This is a genomic window from Joostella atrarenae (genome assembly GCF_021764745.1).
In the GTDB taxonomy this organism is placed as follows: Bacteria; Bacteroidota; Bacteroidia; order Flavobacteriales; family Flavobacteriaceae; genus Galbibacter; species Galbibacter atrarenae.
Genome location: NZ_JAETXX010000012.1, coordinates 36,773 through 49,273, shown reverse-complemented (window position 1 = coordinate 49,273; position 12,501 = coordinate 36,773). Strand labels below are relative to the sequence as shown.

Here is a 12,501-nt window from a genome sequence, read left to right as displayed (position 1 = left end):
ATTTAATTTAAAATCGGATTAAAATAGTTTGTATCTAATTGTTAATAGAAATAAAAATAGGTGTCTAGTTTTTATATCTTTGCAGAATATTAAAAAACCATGAATTTTATAAAATTTATTACAAGTAAAGCTTTTTTAAAGCAAATAGGGTTTGCTATTCTAGCAGTTATTGTTTTGGTAATTGTAATCCTTCAGTATTTAAAAATAACAACCAATCACGGAGAATTTGTATTAGTACCAGATCTTTCTAAAAAGTCTCTTCGCGAGGTAGAGGAGATTGTAGATAATGCAAGTTTAAATTATGTAGTTTTAGACTCTACAAATTACAATCCTGATTACCCTAGATTTTCTGTTATAGAACAAGATCCACAGGCAAATCATCAAGTAAAAGAAGGGCGTAAAATATATTTAACGATAAACCCTTCAGGATATAGAAAAGTAAGTGTTCCTAATGTTATTCAAGTAACAAAACGTAATGCAGAATCAATGCTTAAAGCTGTAGGTTTGAGTGTTGGTAAAGTTTCTTATATCAATGAGATTGGTAAAGACATGGTGTATTATGTACGTTATGAAGGGGAAAATATTTTGCCAGGTCATCAATTACCAAAAACTACAGAGGTAGAATTGGTTTGTGGAAATGGGAATAATGCCAAAGTAGTTGTAGAATAATTTGTAGTTGAAGAAATGATAGAAGAAGGTCGAGACGATATAAATCAAGATGATGAACTTTACGAGCATTATAATTTTCTAGCTGGAAAAGGACAAGAACCATTGCGTGTAGATAAATTTTTAATGAATTTCATTGAAAATGCTACTAGGAATAAAATTCAGCAAGCTGCCAAAAGCGGAAATATATATGTAAATGATGTAGCTGTAAAATCCAACCATAAGGTAAAAGCAAACGATGTGGTAAAAGTGCTTTTTGAGCATCCTCCACACGAATATTTATTAACTCCAGAAGATATCCCTTTGGATATTGTTTATGAAGATGAAACTTTATTGGTAGTTAATAAACCCGCAGGAATGGTTGTGCATCCTGGACATGGTAATTATTCGGGAACCTTAATAAATGCATTGATATTTCATTTTGAGAACTTACCGATGAATAGTAATGAGCGCCCAGGATTGGTTCATAGAATTGATAAGGATACAAGTGGACTTTTGGTTGTGGCAAAAACTGAAGAGGCGTTGGCGCATCTCTCCAAGCAGTTTTTTAATAAAACGAGTGAACGTGAGTATGTTGCTTTAGTTTGGGGGAATATAGAAGAAGAGGAAGGAACTGTAGAAGGACATATTGGTCGTCATCCTAAAAATCGTTTACAGATGACGGTTTTCCCTGATGGCGTTAATGGAAAAGAAGCCATAACTCACTTTAAAGTGATTGAGCGCTTTGGATACGTAACATTGGTTTCTTGTAAATTAGAGACTGGAAGAACGCATCAAATCCGTGCGCACATGAAATATATTGGGCATACATTGTTTAATGATGAACGTTACGGTGGCGAAAAAATATTAAAAGGGACAACATTTACAAAGTATAAACAGTTTGTAGATAATTGCTTTAAAATATTACCAAGACAAGCATTACATGCAAAAACGCTAGGTTTTGAGCATCCAGTAACTGGAAAGTTTATGAGTTTTGATACAGACATTCCTGAAGATATGCAACAGTGTTTTGAGAAATGGAGACACTACGCTAAGCATCAAGAAATAGGAGAGTAATAGATTTTTCTGATTTGTGCATAGAAAAGAACAAACAATAATCTCTTATTAAATTTCCTGTTAATTGTATCTTTATAATAGAAATAGAATTAATAAAAAATAAGAGACGTGAAGATAGTTGTATCGCCAGCAAAGTCATTAGATTATAAAACAGAGTTACCTACTGATAAATATACTGCACCTGATTTTTTAGCAGAAGCTGAAAAGCTAAATGGGGTATTACAGAAAAAGACACCTAAGAATCTTTCAGATTTAATGAGTATTTCTGATAAGTTAGCTAACTTAAATTGGCAACGAAATCAAGATTTTAAGACTCCGTTTACTCCTGAAAATGCACGTCCGGCGGTATATGCTTTTAATGGAGATGTTTACACAGGGCTAGATGTTTATAATCTTCCGAAGGAAAAAATAGATTCGTTACAAGATAAGCTTAGAATTTTAAGTGGATTATATGGGGTGCTTAAGCCTTTAGATTTAATGCAGCCATACCGCTTAGAAATGGGAACGAAATTAACTATAGGTAAGAATAAAAATTTATATGAATTTTGGAAAAAGAAAGTAACTTCAAAACTTAATGATGAGCTTTCTGAAGATGAAATTTTCTTAAACTTAGCTAGTAACGAGTATTTCAGTGCTGTAGACGAAAAGGCATTAAAAGTTCCTGTTATTACTCCAGTTTTTAAAGATTGGAAAAATGACAAGCTAAAAATAATAAGCTTTTATGCAAAAAAGGCACGTGGCTCTATGGTTCGTTATATTGTAGATACCGATGCTAAAACTATTGAAGATTTAAAAGGATTTAATTACGATGGATATTCTTTTAGTGAAGAAGAGACTAAAAAGAAAAATGAATTAGTTTTTATCCGTTAGTAATAAAAATATAAATCAAAAAAATGCCTCCAAGTATATTTTGGAGGCATTTTTTTTTGATCATTTTTTAGTGTCTACACTTATTCTTTCTTCAACAGGGGCCTGTTTTTTTATTTTCTTACGACGCTTAACACCGTAACTTCCTCTGCTTATTTTTCCGCGTTTTGTTTTTTTATCTCCTTTTCCCATATCTTTTTCATTTAGTAATTCCATAAAGTTACTTAATTTGTTGCTCTAAATAAAATATATGTTTCTGCATACACATCCATATTCGCCATTTATACCCAAAAATGCAACTAAATTGATTGTAGGAACATTGCCTCCGCCAAGATTTTCGGTAAAAGAGTTTAAAGAGGGCGATGTAAATTTTTCCTATGGAAGTAGAGACGGTTATTTATGGCCTATTCTAGATCGAATTTTTAGCTTGAATCTTGCCTACAAAACAACTGAGGAAGCTATTCAGCAACGAAAACTATTTTTATCGGTCTATAGAATTGGGATTTGTGATATTGTAGCTTCTGCTGAAAGAGAAAATATCGATGCATCAGATTTAGGGATGACTAATATTAAATGTAGAGATTTGATTTTTTATTTAAATGAAAACCCATCTATTGAAACGATTTTATTTATGGGGGGAAATAGTAAAAATGGACCTGAATATCTTTTCAGAAAGCAGTTAAAAGAGAAAGGGATCGCATTAGAAACAATTTCTTCGGAAGTGCCTCGTGAATATCAATTTAAAATAGGAAGCCGAATCATAAAGACCGTTTCGCTAACGGCTCCATCTGGAGCAGCAAATAGGGCAGTGGGAGCTATACCAGAATATAAAGTACTAAAAAAGAAGCACCCTAATCTCAATACTATTGATTTTAGAGTGCTTCAGTATATTAATTACTTTGTTTAATTATTTGGAAGCCCAATAATCTACAACCAATACATCTTCTAAATGTGGTTTAAGAATCGTTCCAAAAGCTTTATGGTCTTTGTGGTCAAGATAAATAGCTCTGTCTTGTTCATTTTTAAAGGTTAAGAAAAAGCAATGAGTGAACCCTTTGTTCAATCCTTCAGGACTATTATTTAATCCCCATTCGTAACTTACTATTTCTTTAATTTTAGAAGGCAATGCTTTAAAAGCATTTTCAATGTTCTTCACATCTTCTTTCGTGGCATCCCCTTTAAACTTAAAAAGAACCACATGTCTTAGGAGACTGTCTTTTTCTATATTACTAATAGTTGATGTATTGTTATAATCTCTTCCCATTGCTGACGCCGTATTAGCAATTCCGCATATTAGGAGAACACTAAGAAGTGTAATTATTTTTGTTTTCATAGATTTTTGATTTGTAGGTAAGGTATCAAAAATAAAGCGAGGTTGTATAAAATATGCAGTTTTCTTTAAAAACGGCTTTTATACAACCTCGCAATGATTTATGTGGGGGATTTATTATTTCTGAGAAATTTTAGTAAGTACATTAACTACTAAAAACACTCATTATTTTTTATTCTGCTGATCTTTGATGGTTTTCTCATCAATATCAAACTTATTAGTATTTATATTCCTATCTCCCGTTGGGTTTGTAGGATTTGTTTGTTCGTGTTTTCTTTTCCATTTTTTATCTTTGATAGTGCTCATAACTTTATGTTTTTTTGATTCACTTAAAGATACAAATCATATAAGGTAAAGGTTCTTAAAACAATTGTAAGTTATTGTTAATGGTTTAACATTTAACTACTTAGTGCATTGCCGATGCGTCAACTTTTCCCTTTCCTTTTTTTATCATCAATACAAAAGGCACACAAATTAAAAATAGAATTCCTAAATATAAAAAGATATCCATATACGATAATACGGTACTTTGTAAAGTGATACTTCCTTCCATTAATTGGTATGCTTTGTTTAAGGATTCGTTTACACTAAAACCTTTCGACATAAACATTTGTTGATACGCTTTTAACCGCTCTTGAACTTCAAAATCTACTTTCGATAAGTTTGGTAATAAATCCACACGATGTTGCTGACTTAAACGTGCAACAAAAGTTGTAATGATTGCAATCCCAAAAGAACCACCTAGCTGTCTCATCATTCCAGTAAAGGCTGCACCTTCTCCAATATCTTTTCCTCTTAACGTAGATAGCGAAAGAGTGGTAATAGGTACAAATAGTAATCCTAATCCGAATCCACGTGCTACAAGTGGCCAGAACATATGTTCAGAACCTGTATCTGGAGTCATCATATTATACATCCAATAACTATAAATAAAGAATACAACAAAACCTATGGATGCAAGATATTTTTGTGGCACTCCACGTTCCAATAACTTACCTATAATAGGCATCATTAGTGCAGTTGTAACTGAACTAGGAACAAGTAATAAACCTGCATCGGTAGCTGTCCATCCTAAAATCGATTGTGTGTAAATCGGAATAATAAAAGTAGAACCATAAAGTCCGAAACCAAGAATAAAAGTTAGAATGGTACCAATTCTTAAGTTATAATCTTTTAAAACCCTAAGATTTACAATAGGATGTTCATATACGAGTTCTCTCCATATAAATAGTAATAACCCTAAAACAGATACGACACTAAGCGATACTATGGTTGTATTTGCAAACCAATCGTCTTGTTGACCATGTTCTAAAATAAACTGTAGAGACCCAATAAAAGCAGCTAGAAATATAATTCCCCACCAGTCTACTTGACTCGCTTTTAGTTTCTCCCCATACTTCGGACTCTTTATATAAATGATGGTTAAAAATGTTGCGATAATCCCAATAGGCACATTGATATAAAATATATAAGGCCACGAAAAATTATCTACTAGATATCCCCCTAAAGGAGGTCCTAATGTAGGTCCAACAATAACTCCCATTCCATAAATAGCTTGCGCCATTCCTCTTTTTGCAACAGGATATGTTTCTGTAATTATAGTTTGGGCAGTTACTAGCAATGCACCTCCACCCATACCTTGTATGAAACGGAAGGCTACTAATTCCCATAAATTAGTTGCATTTCCACATAAGAATGAAGCGATAGTAAATATCATAATAGAGGCTGCAAAATAATTACGTCTCCCAAATTGTTTTGATAACCAACTCGTCATCGGGATAATAATTACGTTTGCAATTGCATAGGCCGTAATAACCCAAGCAATATCTGTAAGAGAGGCACCTAAACTTCCTCTCATGTCGTTTAATGCAACGTTAACAATTGTAGTATCAATGATTTCAAGGAGGGCACAAAGAATAGCCGTAATGGTTATTATGACCCTAGTAAAACCATATTCTACTAAACTGTCTTCGTCTTGAACTTGAACTTGTGCTTCTGCCATAACTTATTTTAAATGAACATCTACCAAAACATTCATTCCTGAACGTAATTTTGCTAGTTTTTCTACGTCATTTTCTTTTGAGAAGTCGATTTTTACAGGAAGACGCTGTATTGTTTTTACAAAGTTTCCTGAAGCATTGTCTGGAGGTAATAAAGAGAATTTAGCTCCCGTTGCTGGAGAGAAAGCAGTAATTTCTGCATTAAATTCTTCCCCAGGGAATGCATCTACTTCTATAGTTACCTTTTGACCGATACTCATTTTTTCTAATTGAGTTTCCTTGAAGTTTGCTACCACCCATTTATCGTTCGTATTCACAAGGTAAAATAGCGATTGCCCCGGTTGAACAAATTGTCCAGCCTGCAAATCAACATTAGATAGTTGTCCGTCTATAGGAGCCGTAACATAAGTATAACTCATATTAAGTCTTGCAGCATCTAATTGTGCTTGTGCACTTTTTACATTTGCTTCTGCAACTGCAACTTGTTTTTCGGAGATTTCAGTTTGAGAAACAGCAGCTTTACGTTGACTATTACTAGCGTTTTGCTGACTCTTTAAAACCTCTAGTCTTTTTTCAGCTGATTGTTTTGCTGCAAGAGCTTCTTCATATTGTTGCTCTGTTATAGAATGATTTTTAAATAAATTCTCATAACGTTTAAAATCGTTTTCAGCTCGCCATAATGCAATCTTAGCATTTTCTATATTTCCTAAAGCAGAATTTACTTGGGCATTAGAAGTCGCTACATTAGCTTGATAAGAACCAATACTCGCCTTTGCAACGATAAGCTGACTTTCAGCACCAGCTAAAGCAGCTTTTGCTTGTTCTAACTGAACCATATAATCTTGATCGTTAATCGTAAAAAGAGTATCTCCTTTTTTTACTTTATCATTATCATCAACATATACTTTTTCAACATATCCGCCTACATGAGGTATAATCGGACTCATATTAGCTTCTATTTGCGCATCATCAGTTTCTTCATGAGAAAATGAATGAACTATTTTTATACCACCGTATATAATTCCAAGAATGATTGAAGCACCGATGATTATGGTAAATTTCTTGTTTGTTTTTTTCTTTTGTTCCATTTTATTAATGATAGTAGATTATTGTATGTCTGTGTTAATTTGTCCTTGAGCGTTTAATAGCTTGTAATAGTTTTGGATGATATCCGCTTTAGCATATGCTAAGTTGATTTTTGCTTGAAGCTGATCTATATCTGCTTCTAATAAATCGTTAGTGTCTACCAAACCATTGTCATACTTATCTTTTACAATTCTGTAGTTTTCAATAGCTTGTTCCTCAGACTTTATATAAACATCATATTTTCTGTTCGCAAGATTATAATTCTGATTAGCGTCTTCAATTTGAATCTTAATTTTGTCTTGAACCATATCTATAGTATGCTGTAGTTCTTCCGCCTGACTTTTGGCAACTTTTACGTCACTTTTAGCTTTAAAAATATCAGCTAGATTATAGGAAACACCAACACCAAAATTCATGGCATCGGTAATAGTAAGTGCATTTTTTATATCAAATGCAGCATAACCACTCATTAAAGCTACATCTGGATAGTATTTACTTTGCGCTATTTTGATATTGTTTTTTGCTGCTTCTTTTCTGTATTCTAAAGCTTTTAAATCACTTCTCTGAATGCTGTCATTTATTTCTGAACCAAGCGTAAGTTGAAAATTAGTGTCTTCAATATTAATCTTGGTATCTTCAGGCATTTTTAGCGTAGTTACAAGGCTATAGTTTAAAATCTTTTCATTCTTTTTAGCTTCCTCTAAACTAACTTCGATATTAGATTCCTGTAATTGCGCTTTCAATAAATCGTTTCTTGCAAGAAGACCATTTTCTTCCATTGCAGAAAAATCTTTTACTCGCTGTTGCGCACTTTTCAAATTCTCTTCAATAAGGCTAACAGTTTTATTAGCTTTATATAAATTCACGTAGGCATTTACCGTTTGTAGCGCTATATCTTCCTTTTCGCTTTTTGCATCTAACGTTGCAGCCTCATAGTTGTTTTGACTCGCTTTTACTAAATTATTTAGTTCAAAACCTGTAAAAACAGGAACAGAAGCTGTTGCTTGTCCAAACATAATACTACTAATATCTGGCTCTGCAGCTCCAGTTTGTTGCCCACCAGTGTCAAATTGAATATCAGCGTTTACCTTGGTAAGATGTTGGTATTGCCCTGCAATTTTTAAATCTGGATAACGTTTGCTTTTAGCTACTTTTACTTCGTATTCAGCAGTATTTACTTTGGTGTCTGCAATTTTTGATTCATCGCTGTTTATAAGCGCTAACTTAATAGCTTCTTCCAATGAAAGTGAGGTCTCCTGAGCCTCCATACTTTTTATTCCAATGATGCCCAATAGGCATATTAAGATGATTTTAATTCTCATGTGTGAATAAGGCTTTTATTGTTTGTTTTATGTGGTTTGTAAGGGTTATATGTACGTAGTCGTCTAAAGAGTCGTTTGTGTTTAGTTGATGAATTTCCACGAAAAACCTTTTGTTGTAGTAGAAATTAAAATAGCTCCCCAAAACTGTAGGGACTACTAAAGGAACGTTGATATTTTTACTGAATACTCCAGCTTCTTGACCTTCGTTAACGAAGTTTTGGATGATACGGAAATTCTCTGTTTTCGATTTTATATAACTATCGAAATCTATTTGTCGTGTTTCATTAGAGTATTCAAAATGGATAATCTTATAGATGCGTCTATTCTTGTGGACTCTTCTTATTATCAAAGTAATTATCTCATCCAGTTTTTCTAGATAGTCTATATCTTTTGATAAAACTGATTCTAATTCAATACTAAAACTTGCCGTTTTATAGCTTAAGAGTGCTTCTAGGAGTTTTTCTTTTGACCCGAAGTAATAAGAGATCATTGCAATATTAATATCTGCCTCTTTTGAAATGGCTCTAATGGAAGTACCATCATATCCTTTTTCAGCAAACATCTTTTCTGAAACCTCAAGAATTTTTACTTGCTTATCGTTAAAATCCATGTTTTATAAATTAATGACGATGCAAAGTTAAACATCTGTTTAAATTAAACAAACGTTTAATTTATTGAAATTGATTTTAACATATATCGTTGTAGTTTGGATTTATTGATGTAAAGAAAAGGCTATTTTAAAAAGTAAGTTGAATCTAGAAGTAGATTTTATAAATCTAATTATTAGATAGTTACTTTTTAAAATAGCCCCTTAAAGAACTATAGTAATCTTGAAAAACAATCTACAGTAATTCGTAGTTGTTGAGGTAATTACATTAAGATTTTAATTATTTCTTAGTGTGTTTTAATGTTGCTGTTGTAAATAAAACCCTAAATAATTTACAATAAACGGTTACAGAATGATAATCGTTAATTTGGAAATCATCGGGGAGTTTATAAGATTGATTTCCAACATTTCCTTTTAAATTTCCTAAATCTAAATACGAATTTTCATCTGTAGCATTTTTATTAGTAGGTTCCTTATAAGTAGAGAGCCAAAGTTTTAAATTTGGACCGTTGGTGGCATTAAAATCTTTTAGTTGAAGATAAAAGCCATCCTCTCTTTTTATAATTTCTGCAATACCACTTCCTTTATGACGCTCGTCTGCATCTTTGAATTCTCCGCTAGCAATAATAGTAATATTATTATTCTCGGTTATTTCCTGGCTTGAAATTACTGGATCATTTACTTTATTGTCATATAAAATAGGACTTAAAGCATAAATAGCTACTCCAAGAAGTAGTGCACCAATAATTATAAGGAGATACATAAGACGTTTTTTTTTGGACATGAATTCTATACTTAAATAGTTTTAGTTGTTAAATATAGAAAATATACGCTTATGGTCTTATATCTTTTACGAATTTATCTATTCCCTCAATACCTTTCTCTTTTATCATCTTTACAAAAGCCGAGCCTATAATAGCTCCTTTGGCGTATTTTGTAGCCGCGTTAAAGGTATCAGCGTTACTAATTCCAAATCCAACAATTTGTGGAGCTTTTAGTTTCATTGCGTCTATTCTTTGGAAATACGTATTCTGGGCATCACCAAAGTTACTTTTAGCTCCTGTAACGCTTGCAGAACTCACCATATAAATAAATCCGTTTGATACTGAATCTATAAAATTAATACGCTCTTTGGAAGTTTGTGGAGTGATTAAGAATACATTGATAAGTCCATATTTTTCGAATATCTCTTGATATTGTTCATGGTATACATCCACAGGAAGATCTGGAATAATGAGTCCGTCGATACCAATTTCTGAACATTTTTTACAGAAAGCCTCCACACCATATTGCATCATTGGATTAAAATATCCCATAATTATTAAAGGAATAGAAACTGTTTTTCTGATGTCTTTTAGCTGCTCAAAAAGCTTAACGGTAGTCATTCCATTTTTTAATGCTTGTGTAGAACTTTGCTGAATTGTAGGTCCATCTGCAAGTGGATCTGAAAATGGGAGTCCAATTTCGAGCATATCTACACCACTTTCTTCTAATCTTTCTATAATCGGAACGGTATCTTCAAGATTAGGATAACCAGCAGTGAAATATATAGAAAGTAGTTTTTTATTTTCTTGTAATTTTTTATTTATGCGATTCATTTTGATACGTTGTTAATTGTTTTGCGTTAGGGATTGAAGCAAGCTACCGTGTAGCGCGAAAAGCCCGCCCGATAGGGAACGCCCTATAAATTAAAATAATCGATATATGTGTTTAAATCTTTGTCGCCACGTCCAGAGAGGTTGACAACAACAATGTCATCTTCTTTGAATTTTTTATGATCGAAAATAGCCAAGGCATGCGAACTTTCTATAGCAGGAATAATTCCTTCTGTTTTGCATAGTTCAAGACCAGATTTCATAGCATCAGCATCGGTAATGGAGAAAAACTCACCACGTCCAGAGCGATATAAATGTGCATGCATAGGGCCTACACCTGGATAATCGAGACCTGCGGAAATAGAATATGGTTCCGTAATTTGTCCATCACCAGTTTGCATTAAGAGCGTTTTACACCCGTGAATAATTCCTTCTTTACCTAAGGCTGAAGTGGCTGCACTTTCGCCAGAATCGACCCCTTTTCCTGCGGCTTCTACAGCAATGATACCAACCTCTTTATTGTCTAAAAAATGATAATATGTCCCAGCAGCATTACTCCCGCCACCAATACATGCTACGACATAATCTGGATTTTCACGACCCTCTTTCTCTTTTAACTGCCATTTTATTTCTTCGGAAATAATGCTTTGAAAGCGGGTTACCATATCTGGATATGGGTGAGGGCCAATCGCAGAACCGATGATATAATGGGTGTCTACGGGATTATTAATCCAATCTCGAATTGCTTCATTGGTAGCATCTTTCAGGGTTCTACTTCCAGATAATGCCGGGCGTACTTCTGCACCAAGCATTTTCATACGAGCTACATTTGGCGCTTGTCTTGCAATATCAATTTCGCCCATATAAACTACACAATCAATTCCCATAAGTGCGCAAACAGTTGCTGTTGCTACTCCATGTTGTCCAGCTCCAGTTTCGGCAATAATTCGTTTTTTACCGAGTTTTTTTGCCATTAAAATCTGACCGATAGTGTTGTTTATTTTATGTGCTCCTGTATGGTTAAGATCTTCCCTTTTGAGGTAGATTTTTGTTCCATATTTTTCAGACATTCTTTTAGCAAAATATAGGGGAGAAGGTCTCCCTACGTAGTCCTTTAGTAACTGATCGAATTCTTTTTTGAAAGATTCCTCTTTCATTATAGAAAGATACTGCTGGCGGAGTTCTTCTACATTTGGATATAGCATTTCTGGGATATAAGCTCCCCCAAAATCACCATAATATCCTTTTTCGTTTACATTATATGCGCTCATATTTTTTGTAAATTTTTTAAAATTGAAAGTATAAAGTTAAGAGCTCTAAAATCAATATCTTCTACTTTAAATCCTTTATAAATTCGGTTAGTAATTCTATGTTTTTTAATCCTGGTTTTAGCTCAAACTTGCTATTTACATCGATAGCATGAATAGGTAAACTCGGATTGATATTCTTTATTTTTTCAAGATGATCTATTCCTATTCCACCACTTAAAAAGAAAGGTTTTTTAGATGGATAGTCGTGTAAAACCTCCCAATTAAATGTAAATCCGTTTCCACCAGGAAGTTTTCCTTTGGTGTCAAATAAAAAGTAATCAACGAAGGCTTCATAATTTTTTAAAACTGTAAAATCGAATTCCTCTTTTATGGAGAATACTTTTATGATGATAATTTTTTGAGAAACTTGTTTCCTTAAATCTTTACAAAATTCAGGCGATTCCTCCCCATGTAATTGTACGCCATCTAAGTTGTGCGTTGCTACTTTTTCTGTAATAAATGAAATCGATGCATTTACAAAAACACCTATTTTTTTGATGCCTTTTGGAAGTTTAGGAACAACATCTTCATTATTTCTAGAAGATTTTTCATAAAAAATAAAACCGAGATAGTCGGGTTGCAATCCTGCAACAGCTTCTATGTTTTCTCGATATTTCATTCCGCAGACTTTAAGTTTCATTATAATTTTATTGAGGAATTAG

At 33.1% G+C, this 12,501-nt stretch carries 15 protein-coding genes; 4 read left to right on the top strand and 11 right to left on the bottom strand.

Going from position 1 to position 12,501, the window contains the following annotated elements:
* Positions 1-99 precede the first annotated feature (99 nt).
* The 3 genes from JM658_RS14845 to yaaA all read left to right on the top strand — a co-directional run bounded on the left by JM658_RS14845 (position 100) and on the right by yaaA (position 2,592).
* Complete coding sequence (locus tag JM658_RS14845) at positions 100-669, top strand: PASTA domain-containing protein (RefSeq protein ID WP_236960068.1); 570 nt, start codon at positions 100-102, stop codon at positions 667-669.
* Between the two features lie 15 nt (positions 670-684).
* Complete coding sequence (locus JM658_RS14840; protein ID WP_236960067.1) at positions 685-1,722, top strand: RluA family pseudouridine synthase; 1,038 nt, start codon at positions 685-687, stop codon at positions 1,720-1,722.
* 108 nt (positions 1,723-1,830) lie between these two features.
* Entirely contained in the window at positions 1,831-2,592 is a 762-nt protein-coding gene (gene yaaA / locus JM658_RS14835) for a peroxide stress protein YaaA (protein ID WP_236960066.1), read from the top strand.
* A gap of 60 nt (positions 2,593-2,652) precedes the next feature.
* On the opposite strand, the gene JM658_RS14830 is transcribed toward yaaA, so the two are convergent.
* Complete coding sequence (locus tag JM658_RS14830; RefSeq protein WP_236960172.1) at positions 2,653-2,781, bottom strand: 30S ribosomal protein THX; 129 nt, start codon at positions 2,779-2,781, stop codon at positions 2,653-2,655.
* Between the two features lie 58 nt (positions 2,782-2,839).
* Between JM658_RS14830 and JM658_RS14825 the strand changes: the two genes are divergently transcribed.
* Complete coding sequence (locus tag JM658_RS14825; protein ID WP_236960065.1) at positions 2,840-3,496, top strand: uracil-DNA glycosylase family protein; 657 nt, start codon at positions 2,840-2,842, stop codon at positions 3,494-3,496.
* On the opposite strand, the gene JM658_RS14820 is transcribed toward JM658_RS14825, so the two are convergent.
* From JM658_RS14820 to JM658_RS14775, 10 genes are all read right to left on the bottom strand, one after another.
* On the bottom strand, positions 3,497-3,922 hold the full coding sequence (locus tag JM658_RS14820; protein WP_236960064.1) for a Dabb family protein: 426 nt from the start codon (positions 3,920-3,922) through the stop codon (positions 3,497-3,499).
* Between the two features lie 162 nt (positions 3,923-4,084).
* Positions 4,085-4,225 (bottom strand): hypothetical protein, encoded by a 141-nt coding sequence (locus JM658_RS14815; protein ID WP_236960063.1) that lies wholly within the window; start codon positions 4,223-4,225, stop codon positions 4,085-4,087.
* A 100-nt stretch (positions 4,226-4,325) separates the two neighbouring features.
* Entirely contained in the window at positions 4,326-5,921 is a 1,596-nt protein-coding gene (locus JM658_RS14810; RefSeq protein ID WP_236960062.1) for a DHA2 family efflux MFS transporter permease subunit, read from the bottom strand.
* A gap of 3 nt (positions 5,922-5,924) precedes the next feature.
* A complete protein-coding gene (locus JM658_RS14805; RefSeq protein ID WP_236960061.1) occupies positions 5,925-7,007 on the bottom strand; it encodes an HlyD family secretion protein in 1,083 nt (360 codons plus the stop codon).
* 18 nt (positions 7,008-7,025) lie between these two features.
* A complete protein-coding gene (locus JM658_RS14800; protein WP_236960060.1) occupies positions 7,026-8,327 on the bottom strand; it encodes a TolC family protein in 1,302 nt (433 codons plus the stop codon).
* Positions 8,317-8,937 carry a TetR family transcriptional regulator gene (locus JM658_RS14795; protein WP_236960059.1) on the bottom strand — a complete coding sequence of 207 codons (621 nt, stop codon included), beginning with the start codon at positions 8,935-8,937 and terminating at the stop codon, positions 8,317-8,319. Before JM658_RS14795 ends, JM658_RS14800 begins: the two co-directional genes overlap by 11 nt.
* A 277-nt stretch (positions 8,938-9,214) precedes the next feature.
* Positions 9,215-9,718 carry a DM13 domain-containing protein gene (locus JM658_RS14790; RefSeq protein WP_236960058.1) on the bottom strand — a complete coding sequence of 168 codons (504 nt, stop codon included), beginning with the start codon at positions 9,716-9,718 and terminating at the stop codon, positions 9,215-9,217.
* A gap of 49 nt (positions 9,719-9,767) precedes the next feature.
* Positions 9,768-10,532, bottom strand: a complete 765-nt coding sequence (trpA, locus tag JM658_RS14785; RefSeq protein WP_236960057.1) for a tryptophan synthase subunit alpha — start codon at positions 10,530-10,532, stop codon at positions 9,768-9,770.
* Positions 10,533-10,615: 83 nt separating this feature from the next.
* Positions 10,616-11,800, bottom strand: a complete 1,185-nt coding sequence (gene trpB / locus JM658_RS14780) for a tryptophan synthase subunit beta (protein WP_236960056.1) — start codon at positions 11,798-11,800, stop codon at positions 10,616-10,618.
* A gap of 61 nt (positions 11,801-11,861) precedes the next feature.
* Positions 11,862-12,479, bottom strand: coding sequence for a phosphoribosylanthranilate isomerase (locus JM658_RS14775; RefSeq protein WP_236960055.1), 618 nt, complete (start codon positions 12,477-12,479; stop codon positions 11,862-11,864).
* Positions 12,480-12,501 lie beyond the last annotated feature (22 nt).